18 protein-coding genes are annotated in these 20,870 nt (G+C 45.6%); 15 read left to right on the forward strand and 3 right to left on the reverse strand.

Annotation, left to right across the window (positions count from 1 at the left end):
* Positions 1–3 precede the first annotated feature (3 nt).
* The 6 genes from INT76_RS00460 to INT76_RS00485 all read left to right on the forward strand — a co-directional run bounded on the left by INT76_RS00460 (position 4) and on the right by INT76_RS00485 (position 5,872).
* Positions 4–1,107, forward strand: a complete 1,104-nt coding sequence (locus tag INT76_RS00460; protein ID WP_212571008.1) for a prephenate dehydrogenase — start codon at positions 4–6, stop codon at positions 1,105–1,107.
* Positions 1,108–1,116: 9 nt separating this feature from the next.
* Complete coding sequence (locus INT76_RS00465; RefSeq protein ID WP_212571010.1) at positions 1,117–1,455, forward strand: YlbF/YmcA family competence regulator; 339 nt, start codon at positions 1,117–1,119, stop codon at positions 1,453–1,455.
* A gap of 616 nt (positions 1,456–2,071) precedes the next feature.
* Positions 2,072–3,031: an ABC transporter substrate-binding protein gene (locus INT76_RS00470; protein WP_212571012.1), complete on the forward strand. Its 960-nt coding sequence runs from the start codon at positions 2,072–2,074 to the stop codon at positions 3,029–3,031.
* 27 nt (positions 3,032–3,058) lie between these two features.
* Positions 3,059–4,036, forward strand: a complete 978-nt coding sequence (locus tag INT76_RS00475; protein ID WP_212571014.1) for an ABC transporter substrate-binding protein — start codon at positions 3,059–3,061, stop codon at positions 4,034–4,036.
* Positions 4,037–4,165: 129 nt separating this feature from the next.
* Entirely contained in the window at positions 4,166–5,059 is an 894-nt protein-coding gene (locus INT76_RS00480) for an ABC transporter permease (protein ID WP_212571016.1), read from the forward strand.
* A 9-nt stretch (positions 5,060–5,068) separates the two neighbouring features.
* Entirely contained in the window at positions 5,069–5,872 is an 804-nt protein-coding gene (locus INT76_RS00485; RefSeq protein ID WP_212571018.1) for an ABC transporter ATP-binding protein, read from the forward strand.
* A gap of 45 nt (positions 5,873–5,917) precedes the next feature.
* On the opposite strand, the gene INT76_RS00490 is transcribed toward INT76_RS00485, so the two are convergent.
* Positions 5,918–6,820: a LysR family transcriptional regulator gene (locus tag INT76_RS00490; RefSeq protein ID WP_212571020.1), complete on the reverse strand. Its 903-nt coding sequence runs from the start codon at positions 6,818–6,820 to the stop codon at positions 5,918–5,920.
* A 156-nt stretch (positions 6,821–6,976) separates the two neighbouring features.
* On the opposite strand from INT76_RS00490, the gene INT76_RS00495 reads away from it, so the two are divergent.
* The 9 genes from INT76_RS00495 (at position 6,977) to INT76_RS00535 (ending at position 18,726) form a co-directional block, all read left to right on the forward strand.
* Complete coding sequence (locus tag INT76_RS00495; RefSeq protein ID WP_212571022.1) at positions 6,977–7,819, forward strand: sugar phosphate isomerase/epimerase family protein; 843 nt, start codon at positions 6,977–6,979, stop codon at positions 7,817–7,819.
* A gap of 65 nt (positions 7,820–7,884) precedes the next feature.
* On the forward strand, positions 7,885–8,739 hold the full coding sequence (locus INT76_RS00500) for an SDR family NAD(P)-dependent oxidoreductase (RefSeq protein ID WP_212571024.1): 855 nt from the start codon (positions 7,885–7,887) through the stop codon (positions 8,737–8,739).
* A gap of 109 nt (positions 8,740–8,848) precedes the next feature.
* A complete protein-coding gene (locus tag INT76_RS00505; RefSeq protein WP_212571026.1) occupies positions 8,849–10,171 on the forward strand; it encodes an MFS transporter in 1,323 nt (440 codons plus the stop codon).
* A 103-nt stretch (positions 10,172–10,274) separates the two neighbouring features.
* The gene (locus tag INT76_RS00510) at positions 10,275–11,504 is read left to right on the forward strand and encodes an MFS transporter (protein ID WP_249116158.1); all 1,230 of its coding nucleotides are present in this window, start codon (positions 10,275–10,277) and stop codon (positions 11,502–11,504) included.
* A gap of 35 nt (positions 11,505–11,539) precedes the next feature.
* Entirely contained in the window at positions 11,540–12,424 is an 885-nt protein-coding gene (locus INT76_RS00515) for a shikimate dehydrogenase (RefSeq protein WP_212571030.1), read from the forward strand.
* Between the two features lie 141 nt (positions 12,425–12,565).
* Positions 12,566–13,522 (forward strand): alpha/beta hydrolase, encoded by a 957-nt coding sequence (locus INT76_RS00520; protein WP_212571032.1) that lies wholly within the window; start codon positions 12,566–12,568, stop codon positions 13,520–13,522.
* A gap of 30 nt (positions 13,523–13,552) precedes the next feature.
* The gene (locus INT76_RS00525) at positions 13,553–14,890 is read left to right on the forward strand and encodes a Na+/H+ antiporter NhaC family protein (protein ID WP_212571034.1); all 1,338 of its coding nucleotides are present in this window, start codon (positions 13,553–13,555) and stop codon (positions 14,888–14,890) included.
* Positions 14,891–15,046: 156 nt separating this feature from the next.
* A complete protein-coding gene (gene aroD, locus INT76_RS00530; protein WP_212571036.1) occupies positions 15,047–15,814 on the forward strand; it encodes a type I 3-dehydroquinate dehydratase in 768 nt (255 codons plus the stop codon).
* A 2-nt stretch (positions 15,815–15,816) separates the two neighbouring features.
* On the forward strand, positions 15,817–18,726 hold the full coding sequence (locus tag INT76_RS00535; RefSeq protein ID WP_212571038.1) for an NADH-dependent flavin oxidoreductase: 2,910 nt from the start codon (positions 15,817–15,819) through the stop codon (positions 18,724–18,726).
* Between the two features lie 171 nt (positions 18,727–18,897).
* Here the strand turns inward: INT76_RS00535 and aroB are convergent, their stop codons facing one another.
* Together aroB and INT76_RS00545 are read right to left on the reverse strand one after the other, a co-directional pair.
* Complete coding sequence (gene aroB / locus INT76_RS00540; protein ID WP_212571040.1) at positions 18,898–19,965, reverse strand: 3-dehydroquinate synthase; 1,068 nt, start codon at positions 19,963–19,965, stop codon at positions 18,898–18,900.
* A 31-nt stretch (positions 19,966–19,996) separates the two neighbouring features.
* Positions 19,997–20,863 (reverse strand): shikimate dehydrogenase, encoded by an 867-nt coding sequence (locus INT76_RS00545; RefSeq protein WP_212571042.1) that lies wholly within the window; start codon positions 20,861–20,863, stop codon positions 19,997–19,999.
* Positions 20,864–20,870: the final 7 nt, after the last annotated feature.

Raw genomic sequence — 20,870 nt, forward strand, 5'->3', positions numbered from 1 at the left:
GAAATGACAAAGACGGTATATATCGCAGGGCTTGGTCTGATAGGTTCTTCTCTGGCATTGGGAATCCGAAGAGATCACCCCGACTATCGTATCCTAGGTTACAATCGGGGAGAAGCCTCTCGCTCCATCGCCTTGGAAAAAGGGATAGTGGATGAAGCGACAGATGACTTTGCACACTTTGCAGGGCAGGCAGACCTTATTTTTCTCTGTGTTCCCATTCAGCAAACCATCGATTTTATCAAGCAACTGGCGACTTTGGAACTCAAGGAGGGCGTTCTTATTACAGATGCCGGGTCAACCAAGCAAGCGATTGTTGAGGCAGCAGAAACCTATCTTGTCCCTAAACAGCTGAACTTTATTGGTAGTCATCCTATGGCAGGTAGTCACAAATCAGGGGCTATCGCGGCGGACATCAACCTCTTTGAAAATGCCTATTTTATTTTTACGCCCTGTAAGGCGACCAAGAAGGATGCTATTCCACGCCTGACAGATTTGCTGTCTGGTCTTCATGCGCGGTTTATCGAGATTGATGCCAAGGAGCATGACTATGTAACCAGTCAGGTTTCCCATTTTCCCCATGTGCTAGCTTCCAGTTTGATGAATCAAGCAGGCAGCTATGCAGTTGATCATCCACTGACAAATAACTTTGCGGCTGGTGGTTTTCGAGATATGACGCGTATCGCAGAGAGCGAACCGGGGATGTGGACCAGTATCTTGATGACCAATCCAACCAGTATTCTGGAGCGGATAGAGGAATTCAAGGAGCGTCTGGATCAGGTGGCAGAAATGCTCAAAACCAGAGATGAATCAGGTATTTGGCACTTTTTTGAACAGGGACGCCTGACCAGAAAAGAAATGGAAATCCACAAGCGTGGCGGTGTGGATAGCTTCTATGATATTTTCATCAGTGTACCAGACGAAGAAGATACAATTTTAAAAGTTTTGGAACTTCTTCGGGGAATATCCGTTGTCAACCTTCGCATCAACGAAGAAAACCGTTCAGATATTAACGGTATTTTGCAAATTACGTTTAAAAATAAGGAAGACTTGGAGAAGGCTGCGCGCCTTATTCGTGAGCAGACCAGCTACCAGGTTTACCTAGATTAGGAGAAACTTATGTCAACCAACATTTATGATATTGCCAACGAGCTAGAGCGTGCGATTCGCAACCTCCCTGAATACAAGGCTGTTGAAGCGATTAAGGTTTCTATTGATGGAAACAAAGAAGCCAAAACCATTTTGGAAAACTATATCAACTTCCAAAAAGAAGTCCAGGCTCAGTTGCAATCTGGTCAAATTCCAGATGGCGATATTCAGAAGAAAATGCAAGATTTCAGCAAGCAGGTACAGAATAATCCACTTTTGACGGAGTATTTTAGTAAGCAGCAGCAACTCTCCATCTACATCGCAGATCTTGAAAAAATTATCTTCAAGCCTCTCAATGAACTATTGTAGAATGGTACCTCTATAAGACCGTAAATGTCCAAGATCTTGAGAAATCAAGGTCTTGCTTGTTTTATAGGAGTTTTTCTGATGACTTGTTTGAGCACTTTTTATCATAGGTCGTATGGGAGTTGTTTAGACTCAAAGAAGCTCTAAAAGTCTTATAGCCCCGTTTTTCCTATATTTGTTCGGGATTTGTCAAAAAAGGTTAAAAAGTCAGAAAATTTCTGCAAAATCCTTGACAAATGATTTTGAAAAAGGTATCATCGTAAGTAACCTAAAAAGAAATGAAAAAAGGAGACACATATGTTGTTGACCTGTCAAACACAAACAGCGAATCATACATATTTCTACGGCTACTTTAGATAGTGTTTGTAGACATGGAAACATGGATGCAAACACGGGAACGTAATGTTTGTATCTATGTGGCTGTAGTGTTTTGACATGTGTCCGCATAGATGTATATCTAAATGGGCACTTGGTCAATCAGTCTGTTTTTCATTTTACAGTTGAATGATAGGACCGTTTAGATAAAAACTAAGCGGTCCTATTTTTGTAGCTACATATGGATGAAAAGTCCGTTCGTTGAGACATCATTTCAGCTATAAATAGAAAAGGAGACTATCTTATGGGGTTTAAAAAATTGTTACTAGGCTCAATTGCCTTTCTGTCCACCTTAACCTTGGCAGCATGCGGAGGGGGCTCGTCTGATACGAGCACAGTGAAAGTGGGGATTATCCAATATGCAGAGCATGAAGCCTTGACTTCAGCGAAGGAAGGTTTTCTGGAAGCCTTGAAAGAAGCAGGCTACGCCGAGGGAGATAACCTGACTATTGATTTTCAAAATGCGCAAGGCGACCAAGCTAATTTGCAAACCATGGTGGAGCAGTTTGCAGGAAAGAATGATTTAAACTTTGCGATTGCGACGCCAGCAGCCCAAGCTTTACTGAATGCTGATGCGGACACACCATCAGTCTTTACCGCGGTAACAGATCCTGTGGAAGCGGGTCTGGTAGAGTCCTTGGAGGTTCCAGGTGGTTCGATGACGGGTTCCATTGATGCTACGGATGTGGCAGATCAAATTGAATTGTTGATGAAGGTGGTGCCGACGGCTAAAACAGTTGGGATTTTCTACAATTCAAGCGAAGTAAATTCAGAAGTTCAAGCAGAGCAAGCCAAGGCGGCTCTGGAGAAAAAAGGAGTGACCGTGGTTATTAAAACTGTCACTTCTACAAATGATGTGCAACAGGCAATGACCTCTCTAGCAGGTCAGGTAGATGCCATCTATCTTCCTACGGACAATACAGTTGCTTCAACAGCTTCCACCATTGGTGAAATTCTTATGGAGGCAAAGGTTCCAGCCATGGGAAGCGATGCAGCTGTCATTGATGCAGGCCTATTTACCTACGGAGTTGACTACCATGCTATCGGTGTTCAGGCAGGAGAGTTGGCTGTCAAGATTCTCAAAGGAGAAAAGCCGGCTGACCTTCCAGTAGAAAAACCGCAAACGTCTGCGATTGAAGTCAACGAAGAAATGGCCAAGGCGCTTGGTATTGATGCAGAAACAATCGAAGCATTGTCTAACTAAGATATAAGAAACGATTAAGGAGAAAAAATGATGTATTATTTGGTGAAGAAATTGACGAAACTATCTGTGATTGGTTTGGGGGCTCTGACATTAGCAGCCTGCTCAACCACAAGTGATTCAGGAACTTCGGGCGATATGGTTCGTGTGGGAATTCTTCAGTATATGGAACACGATTCTCTGACTGCGGCTCGTGAAGGCTTTGTAGCTGAATTGGAAGCCAACGGTTATGCGGAAGGCGAAAAGATTAAATTGGACTACCAAAACGCCCAAGGCGATCAAGCCAATCTTCAAACCATTTCGGAGCAGTTGGTAGATGAGAATGACATCATTCTTGCGATTGCAACACCAGCAGCGCAAAGCTTGGCTACTGTTTCAACAGATACTCCAATTCTCTTTACCGCGGTAACAGATCCGTTATCAGCTGATTTAGTATCCTCTATTGAAGAACCAGGCGGACTTCTGACAGGAACTAGCGATCAGGCACCGATTGATAAACAGGTAGAGCTTCTTGGTCAAGCCGTTCCTGATGCCAAGACAGTCGGTATTCTCTACACAACTAGCGAGCGAAATTCTGAAGTTCAGGTTGAAGAGGCGCAAGCCTTGTTGGAAAAAGCAGGTTATAAGGTTGTTATCAAAGGCATTACCAACTCCAACGAAGTTCAAGATGCAGCAACCAGCTTGATGCAGGATGTGGATGCCGTTTTTGTTCCTACGGATAATACGGTAGCCTCAACTATGACCATGATTGGTGAATTGTCTGTTGAGTATAAGGTTCCAGTTATTGGTGGGTCAACAGATATGGTAGATGAGGGCGGTCTATTAACATATGGTACCAACTATGAAGCGCTCGGTCGCCAGACTGCTAAGATGGCTATCAAGATTATCGAAGGAGCAGATCCTGCCAAGACAGCTGTCGAGTACCCAGAAACTGTTAATTTGTATGTGAATGAAGAAATGGCTAAAAAACTTGGCATTGACACATCTAAGTTGACTGTTTCAGAATAAGAACGTCTAGAAAGGAAGAAGGTCAATTCAGTGGCCTACGGTAGTCAAAGGAGATAGGATGCAGATAGAAGGTCAAACAAGACACAGCATCATGTTATTTCAAAAGACTATCCATTAAAGGAGAAAATCGTGGATATTGTATTATCGAGTATATCGCAAGGACTTTTATGGTCCATTATGGCGATTGGTGTTTATGTAACATTTCGTATCTTGGATATTGCAGATTTGACAGCAGAGGGTTCCTATCCCTTGGGAGCGGCCATCTGCGCAACTGGTATTGTGAGTGGTGTGAACCCACTCCTTGCCACCCTGCTTGCCTTTGTGGGTGGGGCTGTGGCTGGTTTGGTGTCTGGTCTGCTTCACACCAAGATGAAGATCCCAGCTCTTTTAACTGGTATCGTTACCCTGACAGGACTCTATTCTATTAACCTGAAAATCTTGGGTAAGGCTAATGTGGCCCTTCTTAAACAGGAAACATTGGTTACTCAGTTGCAGAAACTAGGCTTGACGAAGACCTATGCAGTGCTTTTGATTGGCACGGTCTTTGTCCTAGTGGTGATTGGCTTATTGACCATCTTGCTCAACACTCAGCTCGGTCTTGCTCTTCGTTCAACAGGGGATAATATTCCGATGAGCGAGGCCAATGGTATCAATGTTGACAGGATGAAGATTTATGGCTATATGATTTCAAATGGCTTGATTGCCCTTTGTGGAGCCTTGCTGACACAGAACAATGGTTATGCGGACATCAACTCAGGTACTGGAACCATCGTTATCGGTTTAGCCTCTGTCATTATTGCGGAAGTTATTTTGCGCAACTTGCGTATCGGCTGGCGACTCTTGTCTGTTGTTCTAGGAGCCATTGTCTATCGTTTGATTATCCTTGCAATTTTGGAAATTCCAGGCATGGATGCTGATTTGGTAAAACTCTTCTCAGCAATCTTACTTGCAGTTGTCTTGTTTGTACCAGAGCTTCAACAAAAATTGAAAATCCGTCGTCCAAAATTGGCGGAAAAGGCATAGGAGGACAGCATGAGTACTATTTTATCAATTCAATCCATTCATAAAACCTTTGAGGCAGGAACAATCAATGAAAACCATGTCCTGCGTGGGTTAAACCTAGACGTACAAGAAGGGGATTTTATTTCCATCATTGGAGGAAACGGTGCAGGCAAGTCAACCTTGATGAACTCTTTGGCAGGTGCCTTGAGTGTTGATCAGGGAGACATCTTACTAGAAGGTAAGTCAATTAAGTCGGTTCCAGCAGCCAAACGCGCAGCCTACATTAGTCGAGTCTTTCAAGATCCAAAGATGGGAACAGCTTCTCGTTTAACTATTGAAGAAAATATGGCAGTTGCTTACCGTCGCGGTCTTTCTCGTGGTCTTGGTTGGGGAGTGAAAGACAGTGAACGCAAGATTTTTGTAGAGGCATTGAAAGAATTAGGGCTGGGCCTTGAGAATCGGATGAAGGTAGACACTCAGTTTTTATCAGGCGGACAAAGACAGGCCTTGACCCTCTTGATGGCTTCTCTGGTAAAACCAAAGGTTCTTCTTTTGGATGAACACACAGCAGCCCTCGATCCAAAAACCAGCGATATGGTCATGGAACTGACTAAGAAAATTGTAGAGAGTCATCAGTTAACAGCTCTTATGATTACCCACAATATGGAAAATGCCATTGCCTATGGAAATCGTCTGGTCATGCTCCATCATGGCCAAATTGTTGTGGATGTCAAGGGAGAAGAAAAGGCCAACCTAACTGTTCAAGATCTGATGGAGCTATTCCATAAGAATAGCGGACAGGTTTTGAACAATGATGAACTGATTTTGAATTAAGCAAAAAAGCCTGAGCAATCAGGCTTTTTTAGGTTCAACTCGTTGTTAAATGATGTCAGTCAGCTCAGTCGTTGCAGCAATGAAATCAATAAAATTTCTCAGATCCTTGGTAAGAGGCTTATTATTTCGATAGACAGCGTAGTAAATACGGGCATTTTTCAAATCATCCAACTCGATGATTTCAATGTCCTCAATCGTATGGAGGAAGTCCAGTTTGGGCATAAGGGCTAGCCCAAAGCCTTGGGAAACCAGACCAGCCACCGTTTCGTCCTCACTGACTTCAAAGGCAATCTGCGGTCTTTCTTTTTCCTTGCTATATATCTGTTCAATCAGGGGTCTCATGCCGCTCCGCGGGGAAAACCAAACTTGGGGATAGGGCAGGGTATCCGTGATGGTCACCTTGTCTAGGTCCAAGAGGGGGTGTTTTTTTGGAACAATCAAGACCATATCCTGGGCAAAGATAGGGATGAAAGAAATCGTCGGATAGTTTTCTAGTTTGGAACAAAAGGCCAAATCGTAGCGATCGTTGAGGACGCCTTCCACCATATCCGTGGACATGCCGCTGTCATTGTGAAAGTCAAAGCGGGAATTGGTTTTAGGATAGGCTTCCATAAACTTTCGAACCAAGTTTGGAACGGCCTTTCTTCCCAGCACCCGAAGGAGGGTCAGATTGATAACCGGTCTATTGGAATGTTTTTTCTGGAGGTGGCTGATACCCTTGTCCAAAATGGCAAGAGATGATTGGACTGTGGCATAAAACTCTCTGCCTTGGTTGGTCAGTATGACATTGCGGCCCTGCTTGCGAAAGAGGGGGACCTTGATTTCTTCCTCCAGAGTGGCAATGGCATGGCTCAGGGTAGGCTGGGTGATATGCAATTTTTTAGCGGCATCGGTGTAGTGTTCTAGGTCAGCCAGAACCAAAAAATAGCGAAGATGTTGTAAATTCATATGGGCCCCCTTGCGTTATCCTTGCTTCTATTGTAGCACGAATGATAGAAAGAATCTATTGATTACCAATTTTTTTCTAATTTGTTTTTCTATTCTGACTGGATTATAATTAAAAATATAGAAAGTGAAAAAAGTAACAAACTAGGAGGGTTGACGATGTCTAAACGTTCACCAATCACCATCAGTTCCTGGACCTTGGGCGATCAATGTCGATTTGAAGACCGTGTCAAGGCTGCTAAGGATGCGGGCTTTGAAGCTATTGGCCTTCGTGCTGAAACCTATGTGGATGCACTCCAAGAAGGTCTGACCGATCAAGATATTTTGGCTATTTTGGCCAAGTATGACATGGTAGTGTCCGAAGTTGAGTATATTGTACAGTGGGCAGAAGAAAACCGCAGCTATGAGCAAAAATACAAGGAGCAGATGTGCTTCCACATGTGCGACCTCTTTGGTGTCAACCATATTAACTGTGGCCTGATGGAAAACTATTCAGTTGAATACACAGGTCAAAAATTGAAAGAATTGTGTGCCCGTGCAGGTCACCGGATTATCGGTGTGGAGCCCATGCCATATTCTGGGCTGCCGAACTTTGACAAGGCCTTTGCGGTTGTGAAAGCCTCTGGAGCGGACAATGCCCGGATTATTTTGGATACCTGGCATTGGGTGCGGGCAGACCAACCCTACCGTGCCCTTACAGCTGAAGAGGCAGCATCTGTTGTGTCCATTCAAATCAATGATGCCTACGACCGCCCATATGCCTTCTCCATTCTTCGAGACGAATCCATGCATGATCGCCTAGCACCTGGTACAGGTGCTAAGGACACAGCCGGTTTCCTCCGGATGGTGAAAGAGGCTGGCATTAGCCCAGCGGTTGTTGGTGTTGAGGTCATCTCTGATGAGATTCTCAGCCGAGGTTTAGACCAGGCAGCTAACCATACCTATGAAAATACCATCAAGGTCTTGGAAGAAGTTTGGCCAGAGCTCTTGCCGGGCAAATAATGCTGAAACAGTCAATCGCATGATTGAGTGACTGTTGGTGAAAAATAAAAAATGAGGAGAAAATCATGTCAGACAAATGGTTAGGACTTGAAGGAAAGGTTGCAGCTGTCACAGGTGCCGTTGGAGGTATGGGACGGACCATCGTTCAAGAATTTGCAAAACAAGGAGCCAAGGTAGTGCTCATGGATATTCGTGAGGACGCCTTGGTCGAGTACGCAGAAGAGATTGCCAAAGAATATGGTATCGAAACCCTTGCAGTAAAGACCAACTCCGTTTCAGAAGAAGAAGTGGACAATGCTGTTGCTAAAACCCTAGAAAAATTTGGCCGGGTGGACATCTTGGTCAATACAGCAGCCATGCTGCGTGCCTGTCCCTTAGAGGATCTTCCTCTGGATGAATGGCGAGAAACTGTCGATATCAACTTGACAGGTTACTTCTTGGTATCTCAGCGCTTCGGCCGCCAATTTATCAAGCAAGGAAAGGGAACCATGGTTCACATTTCCACCATTGCCTCTGTTTTCCCAGAAACCTATTCCGCAGCTTATAGCTCCACCAAGGCTGGGGTCAACATGATGTCTCGTCAAATGGCTGCAGAATGGGGCCAATTTGGGGTTCGCTCCAACTGTATTCAGCCATGTTTTGTGAAAACTCCCTTGTCTGAAAGCTTCTATGCAGATCCAGTGGTAGAAGAAGGTCGCAAGGCCTTGACCGCCAACAAACGGATTGGAAATACCATGGACATTGCCAATGCGGTTATGTACCTTGCCAGTGATCGTTCCGACTACACCAATGGTCATGAACTCCGTGTGGAAGGTGGATTTGGTATCATGATGGGTGACCAAACGCCAAAACCAGGTGGCCGTCGGGAATTTGCTGTCAAAGAGCATGAGGCTTACTTGGCCCGCTTGAATGGCAAATAAGAAAAGCGCAAATCGTTCCAAGTCAATGGCCCATTAAACGGTCCAGCGATTCATTCATCGTTTCAAAATGAACAATAGCAATGTCTTTATGAAAGGAATTTAGGATTCAATGTTCAAAAACAACAAATACAATTTCACGGCATTCCTGCTCTGGATGGCTTACTTCTGTCATGGGATGCAGGCCATCATCATTTCTCAGAACTCTCAATTTTTTGCCATTAAGTGGGGCTTGATTGATGCTGCTGATTTGACAGATGCGACAAAATTGGCTGCAGCAACAGCTTCCGTACTGGGCGCCGTTGCCTGGACAGGGATTGGTAAAATCTCATTTTTGACCTTCTCAGGTCCCCTGTCTGATAGAATCGGACGCAAGCCAGTAGCGGTTGCCGGTTTGGCAGGTTATGTGATTATGTTTGCGGGCTTCTTGTTTGCCAGCAACATCATGACAGCCAATATTTTGGCCTTCATCGGTGGGGCCATGACCTCTCTCTTTGATGGTTCCATGAACCCAGCTCTCTTTGAAATGTATCCAGAGAATAAGTCAACAGCTTCTGTCCTTGGTAAGACCTTTATCTCTGTATCATCCATCTTATACCCACTCTTTGTAGCCTTCCTGGCCACCAACAGCATGTCTGCTGAAATTGGTATCTGGGTGCCATTCATCCTTAGTACCTTGGTCTTTATCGGTGCTGTCTTTGCGCCATTCCCAGACTTGGATCTTCAGAAGGCTGAGAAGCTCAAGCCAGCGCAGGCGATCAAAGAATTGGCCAAACGCCAAACTCCAGCAACAGCAGCGTCAGCAGAGGCTGCAGGCGATTCAAACCGTGCCAAGTTTATCATTGACGGAACGGTCTTGTCTCTCTTTGCCCTCTCTATCTACTCAAACTTCTATCTCTTCCAACAGGCATCTAAAATCTATGCTCAGAATGTTCTAGCGATGGATTCAACATCCGCAGCAGCAGTAACTTCCTGGTACCAATTTGGTGGCCTGATTGCGACCATCTTCTTCTCATTCTTGATGGCTCGCGGTATTCGAGATATTTCAATCTTAGTGGTTTCTCCAATCTTTGCAGGCCTAGCAGGTTTGGCGGTATTCTTCTTCCCAAGCCCAACAGTCTTGACCCTGGCTGGTGTCGTAGTAGGTTTCTGTTCTGCAGGTGGATTGTTGCAGATGGGGAACGGTGTCCTCAACCAGTTCTTTACCTCTAACAAAGGTTTCAATACAACTGTTTACTACTTTGTCATGGCCCTTGGTTCCTATATCGTACCACAGGCTGCCTCTAGCATGATTGCAAGCGGCAAGGCTGAGATGATTATGATTTTTGTTGCAGTGACCGGTATCCTGTCCGCAGCCATCATGGCCTTTGTCGGCAGACGATACAGCCATATCTTTGGTGTTTCCATCTTCTCAAATTCTAAAGCAACAAAATAGTGTATAATAAAATGGAAGGCTATGGTGGTATCACCTTAGTCTCCATTTATAGTGATGAGACAAGCCAATCACAATATTTTATTCGATGAAGGGGAAACTTTCTGTGAAAAGAAACAAGTATATTCCTACAATTAGCAGTTTATATGTCAACTATGCCTTTCAAGGAATTGCTGCCATTATTGTATCCCAAAACATGTCTGTTTTAAGGTCCCAATGGGGGGCCAGTCTTAGCCAAGTGACCCTGGTACTCAGTGCAGTCGGCCTTGGACGCATTCTCAGTATCAATCTGGCTGGTATTATTTCAGACAGGTTAGGGAGGAAGCCTGCTGTTATTTTAGGAATTATTTCCTATATCGTCTTCTTCCTTGGGTTGCTCTATTCACCAAACTATATACTGGGCTTTATCTTTTCGGTCTTTGCTGGTTTTGGCAATGCCTTTCTGGACACAGCTACCTATCCAGTAGTTGTAGAAGCCTTTGACAATCGCTCTAAAAACAGCGCCCTCAGTGTCTTGAACAAGGCCTTTATCTCTATGGGCCAGTTCGTCTTTCCTATCATCGTGCGCTTTATGCTCAACAATGATATCTATTTTGGGTGGACTTTTCTGGTTTCAGCCCTCTGTATGTTGGTCAATCTCTTGATTGTCTTGAAGTTGCCATTCCCAGAGGTTTCTCATGGCAAGCCTGTTCAAACAGATCTCCAAAGTGAGCCTGTGACACATTACAAACCAACGGGGGCCAAATTCCAAGTAGAAGGACTTGCTCTGATGGTCTTCTCCTTTGTCTCCGTATCTCTCTTTAATATCTTTATTACCTGGATTCCAAGTTTCACCCAGTCAGCCTTGGGCATGAAAGAAGCTGATAGTTTGATTTGGGTTAGTGCCTATAGCATTTTCTCCTTTGTCTCGGTCTTTGTCACTTCTTTTATTGTCAATCGTGGCATTCACGTTCCCCTCTTTATGATGTTTTGTACCAGCATCACTGGTACAGCCTTGGGCATCATGTTACTGGTGCCAAACTATTACACTGTTTTGCTAGCCACCTTCTGTGTTGGTTTCTTTGCGGCAGGTGGTATTTGGCAGCTGGGCTTGGTGGTTCTTCTGGAATTCTTCCCTTTCAAGCGGGGTTTGCTGACCAGTTATTATTCGCTGGCCACCTCCATCTCCGTGATGGGCATTCCCTATTTGACGGGTATCTTGGCAGAAAGCAATATTCAATATGTTTTTTTACTCATTGTAATCCTTGCCTTCCTAGGCACCCTCAGTCTATATTTCGTTTATAGACGTTATCAACTCATGTATTACCCTGAAAAAAAGGGCTATCAACCATCATAAGGTCATCATCATACTTTTAGAAAGAGGTAACAACTATGGCAGAACGTTTATCCGGTCATACACTCCTGGTTTCGCTCATTGCGACCCCAATCCGCCACTCCCTTTCCCCAAAAATGCACAACGAAGCTTATGCAAAACTAGGCTTGGATTATGCCTACCTTGCCTTTGAAGTAGGTAACGAAGAGTTGCCAGGAGCCGTTCAGGGCATCCGTGATTTGGGCATTCGTGGTTCCAATGTATCCATGCCAAATAAACAGGCCATCATTCCGCTCTTGGATGAGCTTTCACCTGCTGCTGAATTGGTTGGCGCGGTTAACACAGTTGTCAATAAAGATGGCAAGGGGCATCTGGTTGGTCACTGTACGGATGGTACAGGCGCTGTGCGCGCCTTGGCTGAAGAAGGCGTGGACATCAAGGACCAGATTATCACTCTGGCTGGTGCTGGTGGGGCTGGTACAGCCATCGCCATTCAACTGGGCTTAGATGGAGCAAAAGAGGTTCGCATTTTTAACATCCAAGATAGCTGTTATGAGAATGCGGTTAAAACCGTTGAAAAACTCAATAGCCGGACCGATTGCAAGGCCAGCCTTCATGATTTGGCAGACACAGAAGCCTTCTATCAATCTATCGCTGAAAGTTCAATCTATATTGATGCAACTGGTGTTGGGATGAAACCTTTGCAGGATCAAAAACTGATCAATGATCCAGCAGTGATTCGACCAGACCTGGTGGTCTTCGATGTGGTCTATAGCCCAGCTGAAACCGAGTTGCTCCGTTTTGCCAAGGAACATGGTGCCAAAAAGGCCATCAATGGTCTGGGCATGATGCTCTATCAGGGGGCAGAAGCCTTCAAACTGCACACTGGAGAAGACATGCCCGTTGAATACATCAAGGACTTGCTCTTTGGTGAAGAAAAATAATAATCAGGCATGGCTTGCTTCAGTAAGCTATGCTTTTTCTTTAGACAAGTCAACTACGAAAAAATTGATTGAAAAGGTAAAAATCACAAAACGCAGCATAATAGAAGCACCATTATTTACAAAGAAAGGAAGTCACCGCCTATGAAAATTCATCCCTTTCCCGGATATGAAAACCACCTTGCCAGCAATCTAGCAGACAAGTCTAGTGAGGAAGTTCAACATCGTACAAAGGCTCAGATAGAGGCTATGCTTGCCTATCAACTTCCAGACGGAATGACCATGGAAGACCGTTTGATTCCTGGTCCAGACCCAGGGCAAGAATTGAAAATTCGGGTCTTTACCCCAGCCAATTTACCAGACAAGGCACCCATGATTTTAGATATTCATGGCGGTGGTTTTGTGGCAGGTTCTGTCGACATTGATAATGGCCGCTGTATTGCTTTAGCGGCGCGCGTGCCAGCTATTGTCGTCTCCGTTGACTACCGACTCAGCGGCAAAGATGGCATCCATTTCCCGAAACCTCTCCATGATTGTCATGCAGCCTACATGTATTTGCACCAGCATCCAGAAGAATTTGGTGGCGACCCGCATCGTATTGGACTCCATGGTTCGAGCGCTGGTGGAACCATCGCAGGAGGCCTGGCCCTATACCTCCGGGACCGGAATGAACCGCAGCCAGCCTTGACAGTTCTAAATTGTCCGACCTTCTCCCTGAACATTGACGCCTCTCTTTCCATGCACCAATACTTGGATTTGAAGATGGGGCCAGATAATAAGGCTCTGGGAGCAGAGGCCACCTATCTTGGAGGTTACAATGGCTATGCGCCGTCCTATTATGCCTTTCCAGATTATTGTCCAGACCTGGGAGGCTTGGGAGCGACCATGATTGTTGTGGCCGAATACGATACCCTTCGGGATACGGGTCTGGAATATGCCCAAAGGCTGCTTCGTTTTGGAGTTCCTTGTGAGCTCTATCAAGCGCCCCGACTGGGGCATTGCTATACTGCGACTCCCCATCCCTTTACAGATTTCACTCATGATATGATGGCCTGGTCCTTCAAACGTGAATTTGGAATCTTGGATGAACTAAAAAAATAAGATGATTGAAAAATGTTAGGAGAGTGAACCATGAGTCCAGCCATACTTGCCCTCATTATGCTTGCAATTATTGTTCTATTTATCCTTTTTGAGAAACAATTAAAGGTGCCCATGAATTTTGTCTTGTTTACGGTACCAGTCATTTTTAGTTTCTTGATGGGATATGATTTGACCCAGACCAGCACCTTCATCTTGACCCAGCTCAGTACAGTTATGAATCAAACTGGCTACATGCTCTTGTTTGGCTTGATTTACTTTGTCATGCTGACAGAAACGGGCATGTTTGATGTTATGGTCAATGCGGTCATGAAACGGATTGGCAATCGCTTGAATGTGATTGGGGTGATGATCTTGACGTCAGTCCTTGGGGCCATTGCCTACTTGACAGCCAATATGTCCACCACCTATTTGATTGTATTTCCCATCGTCATTCCCCTGTACAAGAAATTTAAGATTGATCGAGATTTTGCCTTTATCATCTGCCAGACAGCAGTAGCGGCCATGTGTTGGCTGCCTTGGGGGATCGGGGTGATTATGTCCGCCACCATGGCTGGGACCAATGCTGAAACGTTGGCTCAAGCCTCCATTCCTTGGGGAGTCTGTTTTATCCCTGCCATCATCTTGCAGTATGTCTACTTTGCTTGGCGGCATAAAAAAGAGCATGGCAGTCTCGGGTTGCCAAAGGATACTCAAGTACAAGAGTCAGAAAATCAGGCTACACAAGAAAAGGAATTTGCCCGCCATGATTTGTTTTGGATCAATTTCTTGATTTTTATCTTAGTCGTTGTAGCCCTGGCAGTCTTCAAGGTTCCATCCTACTTGGTCTTCATCGCTGCCTCTATGGTGACGGCTCTGATCAATTATCCTAAGAACTTTGGTCAGATTTGGAATAAGGCGGGCATGACCTTCTTCAATGTTTTGATCATGCTCTTGGCCATCTGTTTTTATCTAGCCATCTTCAATGCAGCTCCAGAAGATGGGAGCAAACTCTCCATGGTGGCTTCATTGGCTCAGCTCTTGGAGAGCATCTTCCCAGCCTTCTTGCTCAACTACATGCACATTGTCTTCCTGCTCTTGGCGGTACCGATTATCTACTTTGTGCCTTACCAATTATACAATGCCCTCTACCCCCTCTTTATTTCAGTCGGGGCTGCCTTTGGCCTGTCACCGATTGCCATCATTGCACCCTTTGTTTGCAATCTGGCTTTGGCAACAAGTGTCACTCCTATGAATTCTGCCACCTTTGTTGGCTGTTCCCTAATTGAAAGAGAGGTTGGACCTTACACTCGTCAGGCTGCACCCATCATGTTTGTCACTAATCTGATTGTGGTCTTGACGGCGCTGTTGACGGGAGTTTTGCAATTTTAATACTGAAAAGAAACTAGGAAATTGCCTAGTTTTTTTGGTTTTTGAGAGGGAATACATAGATTTCTTCTATCAGTTTAGAAAAATATATTCATTAGATTTATCAATTCCTTTGTGTTAAGATTTTAGTGAATAATATCACAAAAAGGCGGTATCATTATGGCAGGCGCAACTGTAACAGTTTCAGGTATTACATTTGGTCAAGGTAGACCAAAAATTATTGTTCCTTTGGTTGGAAAAACGGAGGAAGAAATTTTAGCAGCTGCCAGTCAGGCAAAGGTTTTGGACTGCGATGTCATCGAATGGCGGATTGATTTTTATGAGCAGGTGGAGAGTCCTGAAAAAGTTGCAGACCTTTCCCACAAGGTCAGACAGGCAGCGAATAAGCCAGTCTTGGTGACTTTCCGAACAGCCAAGGAAGGCGGTGTTTTGCCCATCTCTGATGAGCTGTATTTCGAGATTTACAAGGCAGTTTTAAGAGATGGTCAGGCTGATCTCATGGATGTGGAACTCTTCATGCCAGAAAAAGAAGTGGCAGAAATCATTGCCCTTGCCCATGAAAAAGAGGTAAAGGTTATCATGTGCAACCATGACTTTGATGCGACTCCAGATAAGGATGAGATTGTCCGCCGTTTGATCTTGATGGAAGATCGCGGGGCAGATATCTGTAAAATCGCAGTCATGCCTCAATCCAATCAGGATGTTTTGACTCTTTTGACTGCCACTGCTGAAATGTATGCCAAGGCAACTCGTCCGCTCATTACCATGTCTATGGGAGCTTTGGGAATGGTCAGCCGTGTCAGCGGTGAGGTCTTCGGTTCCTCAGCAACCTTTGGAGCGGCAGCCAAGGCATCTGCACCTGGGCAGGTTCCAGTTTCAGAATTGCGTAACATTCTATCCACATTGAAATTAAGCAACGAGGAGTAATCATGTCCAAACATTTATTCGAATCATTGACCTTGAAATCAGGTGTCGAATTGAAAAACCGCATCCTGGTTTCCCCTATGACCACCCAGTCGGCCTACTTTGATGGGAAAGTTCCGCAGGAATTAGTGGATTATTATGCCCATCGTTCTGGTGAAGTTGGGGCTGTGATTGTGGAATCTGCCTTTATTGACAATTATGGCCGAGGCTTCTACGGGGCTGTTGGGATTGACAAAGACGACAAAATTCCAGGCCTGGCAAAACTAGCTCAAGCTATTCAAGCCAAGGGTTCAAAAGCCTTTATCCAAATTTACCATGCTGGTCGAATGGGCTTCTCCAATATGAACGAGGGGAAAAATCCAGTTTCTGCCTCCCCAGTGGCTGCTCTGCGTCCTGATGCACCTGTTCCAACAGAATTGACCCACCATGAGATTTTGGATATGGTTGATGCCTATGCGGAAGGGGTTCGCAGAGCCATCAAGGCAGGCTTTGATGGGGTGGAATTGCACGGGGCCAATACCTATCTCCTGCAACAATTTTTCTCTCCTCATTCAAACCGACGCCAGGATGCCTGGGGCGGAACCATTGAAAAACGAGCAAAATTCCCCATCGAAGTTGTCAAGGCTGCCAAAAAAGTTATCGAAGAAGAAGGGGTCAAAAATTTTGTCCTCGGCTATCGTTTCTCACCTGAGGAGCTGGAAGTTCCCGGTATCCAATTTGAGGATACCATGTACCTCCTCCATCAATTGGCAGAATTTGACTTGGATTATTTCCATTTCTCCATGGGGATTTACACCCGCAATTCCATTGTTCATGCGGATGACCCAGAGATGCTGATCAGCAAATACAATGCCCTCAAAACTGGAAAATTAGCTCAAACTCCGATTATGGGGGTTGGTGGCATTATGCAGAAAGAGGATGCTGAGGGAGCCTTGGAAGCAGGCTATGACCTAGTGGCTGTAGCCAAGGGCTTCTTGGTCGATCCAGACTGGGCCGGCTCCATTAAGGTCGGCAAAAAGGTTCAACCCTATGCAGATGTGAAGGATCGCAAGGCCCTCTTTATTCCAGAACCGCTCTGGGATTTCATGGACGAAAGCTTCTTCTTGGTCAAGGACGTCGCAGCAGAAAAAGCCAAGGAAGCTCGTCTGGAGGAGTTGATGAGCAAGCCACTTGAGTTTAAGGCTGGCACTTATCATGTTACAGCCCATGGCCACAACAATGAATTGCCAATGGTCGTAACCTTTGATGACCATAAGATTACTGCTATTGAAATTGACAGTGCAGACGAGTCAGAAGGTCTGTCAGACTTGGTATTTGAACGGATTCCAAAACAGATTATCGAATTCCAAACCCTCAATGTCGATGCCGTATCAGGCGCGTCATCAACCTCACAAGGGGTTATCGATGGGGTATCAGATGCAGCCCGTCTGGCAAGTGGTCAAGATGCGGTTGATGTCCTGAAAGCCCGTCAAAAACCAGTTATTGAAAAATCAACTCAGGTTCTGGAAGAAGAAGTGGATGTAGTGGTTGTCGGCGGTGGTGCTGCCGGTATCGCAGCCTCCCTGCGTGCGGATGAACTGGGTCTCAAGACCATGCTGGTTGAAAAACTCAGCTTTATCGGTGGAGCCATCTCTGTATCTGGTGGGAACCAGGTGGTGATGGGCTCCAAGCTTCAAAAAGCTGCCGGTGTGACGGATGATACAGTCGAATCCATGTTTGATGACTTCATGGTCAATGGTAATGGCCAGAATGTCCGCTCTCTCTTGACCCTTTTGGCTGAAAATGTTGGTCAGGCAACGGACTGGGTTAATGAATACATCGGTGTCCAATACGATATGGAAACGGGCCTCCATGTCCTGGCTGAATATGCCAAGGATCGGGAGTTGGCCTATGCCCACGGTGGACATGGCTTTGCAGCCTCTGTTCGGGCTAAGATGGCAGCTTCTAATGTTCAAATCCTCCTTCAAACTAAGGCAGAAGAACTCCTGACAGATGGTCAGGGTAATGTCGTAGGTCTGGTTGCTGTGGAAGAAAACGGCACTACTCATCGAATCTCAGCCAAGGCTGTTGTACTGACAACCGGTGGTTATGGAAATAACAAGGAAATGTTACCAGACGACCTCAAAGATGTTCTCTTCTACGGTACCAATTCTTCAATGGGTGAGGGTGTCCTCATGGCGCAAGCCCCTGGCGTGGATGCCGCGACTCGGATGATGCACCTCGGTAAGATCTATCCAAATGGATTGGAAGTCGCACCAGGAAAAGCCAAATCAACCATTGACGGAAACTTGCGTGTCCTCAAAGAAAATGGCCTCCTTCTCAATGGGGCAGGAAAACGTGTGGTCAACGAACGGGCCTCCAACCATGATATCTTGGAAGTTCTCCTGCAGCAAGAGCCTAAGATTCTCTATCTCTTGCTTGACCAAAAACACTTTGACAGCTTCCGAGAAGGCATCGCAGAAGGCGGAATCTCCTCTGCAGAAGTTGAAAAATGGCTGCAGAGCAATGGCCGTGAAACGCCATACCTCTACCATGGAGATACGCTGGCTCAACTGGCAGATGTTGCAGGTATTGATGCAGCTACGCTTGAAGAGACCGTTGCTCGCTACAATAGCTTCGTAGCAAATGGCAAGGACGAAGATTTCCAACGTGAACTCCGTTTCCTTCAAGTCCCTGTTGGAGAAGGACCATACTATCTGATTGAGCAAAAACCACGGTTTGCAACGACCATGGGAGGTTTGGTTGTCAATGACAAACTAGAAGTCATCAATACCAAGGACACTGTCATCAAGGGCCTCTATGCCGCTGGTGAAGTTGTCGGCGGGGTAATGGGGACAGACTCACCATCCGGTGCCAATAATGCTTGGGCCCTGACTTCTGGTAAATTGGCTGCCGAACAAATTGCCAAAGACTAAGAGTTTCAATCTTTCTAGAATCTCTTTACTTCCTACTAAATAAAATCTCGCAAGGAGATTTCTGATTGGAGAAAAAGTCTATTGTGGATTCTTTTCTTCAATCTTTTTTTGCAGTCAAAAAAACTCTCAGAAACGCTTATTTCATCACGTTTCTAAGAGTTTACGGATAGACTATTTTTCCAAGTATTCCTTCATTTCTTCTAAGGAAATCTGGTTGATGGCGGCCTGACCCAATTGAGGGACAAGGATGGTTTTGATGGTCTTGCCTCTAGCCTTTTTGTCACGGGTTAGGGCTGTATAGAGTTGTTCAGTCTCCCATGGTTCATAATCTGTTGGCAAGCCAAACTTGCTGCACATGGCAATAATCTGATCTGTCAAGCCTGCAGACATCAGCCCTTTTTTCTCAGCAACGCGGGAGATTTGGACCATGCCGATAGCAACAGCCTCGCCGTGCATGACCTGACCATATCCTGCGATGGCTTCGATAGCATGGCCGATAGTATGGCCGAAATTGAGATGGAGGCGCAGGCCATTGTCCAGCTCGTCAGCCACCACTAGCTTGCGTTTGACCTGACAGGAGCGGTAGATGAGGCTTTCAGCATGCTCTAAGATACTGTCTGTCGAGCCATCCATTTCCTGGAGTTCTTCCCAGAGTTCGACATCATCGATTAGGCCATACTTGATGACCTCCCCCATGCCTTCAATCAGTTCCCGTTTACCTAAAGTTTGCAGAGTAAGGGGGTCAATCAGGACACCGTCAGGCTGATAGAAGCAGCCAACCATGTTTTTAGCAAAGGGGGTATTGACCCCCGTTTTTCCACCGATGGAGGAGTCCACTTGGGCTGTCAGGCTGGTTGGGATTTGTAAAAAGTGAATGCCCCGCATATAGGTAGCAGCTACAAAGCCAGCCAAATCGCCGACAACACCGCCACCTAGGGCAATAATCCCATCACTTCGGGTCATGCCATGTTGGACCAAACATTCATAGGCATCTTGGGTTACAGCTAAGTTTTTGCTGGATTCGCCTTCTGGAAAAACGAAGACAAAGACCTCAAAACCTGCTTCCTCCAAGCTAGTCTTGACTGGCTCAGTATACAGTTGATGGACCTGACTATCTGTAATAATGGCAATCTTCTGTGGTTGCCAGAGGCCGGCTACCCATTGCCCAGCCTTGGTCAAGTTTCCTTTTTCAATAACCAAATCATAGGGGTGATGTGGTAAATTGACGCGTATGTGCACAGAATCACCTACTTTCTTTTTTGAATGATGCTTATTTGGTGTATTTTTCTTCTAGGGCAGCCCAGATATCATCGGTCGGCATCTTTTCCCCTGTCCAGGATTCAAAGGCTTCAGCAGCTTGGAAAAGCAGCATACCTAGACCATTGATGGCTGGCAATCCCTTACTTCTGACCAAGCGAAGGAAAGGTGTTTCAAAAGGTTGGTAAATAACATCGGCCACCTGAATCCCTGCTGGGAACTGGGTATCCTCTTTGAGCAACATGGATGTGCCATCCATACCGACACTGGTCGCGTTGACCAAGAGGTCCGATTCCAAAATCTTGTCCTGGACTAAATCCAGATTTTCAATAGGGAAAACCTGAATGGTGACGCCAGTTGCTTTTGAAATTTTATCAGCTTTTTGAACAGTTTCTGCTAAGAAATCCGTCTGGTTGAAGACATAGATGGTTTTTGCGCCATTGAGGGCAGCCTGTGCGATAATGGCAGTTCCAGCACCGCCTGCTCCCAAGATGGTCATGACTTTATCCTTGACCTCGAAATCCGCATAGGTAGCCAAACTTCTGAAGAAACCGATGCCGTCTGTGTTGTGACCAATCAATTTTCCATCCTTGTTGATAACGGTATTCACAGCACCAATCAAATCGGCCGAATCGGTCAATTCATCAACATACTGCATGATGGCCTGTTTGTAGGGCATGGAAATATTGATTCCAAACATATCATAGCGTTTGACATTGGCAACAGTCGCAGCCAATTCTTCTTCCGGGATATCCCAGGCAACATAGACGCCGTTGACGCCAGTCTTGTCAAAGGCAGCATTATGAATGAAGGGAGAGATTGAGTGTTTAATAGGGCGGGCTACAACAGCAGCCAGACGGGTGTGTCCATCAATTTGCATAAGGTTC

This window comes from Streptococcus oriscaviae (genome assembly GCF_018137985.1).
In the GTDB taxonomy this organism is placed as follows: Bacteria; Bacillota; Bacilli; order Lactobacillales; family Streptococcaceae; genus Streptococcus; species Streptococcus oriscaviae.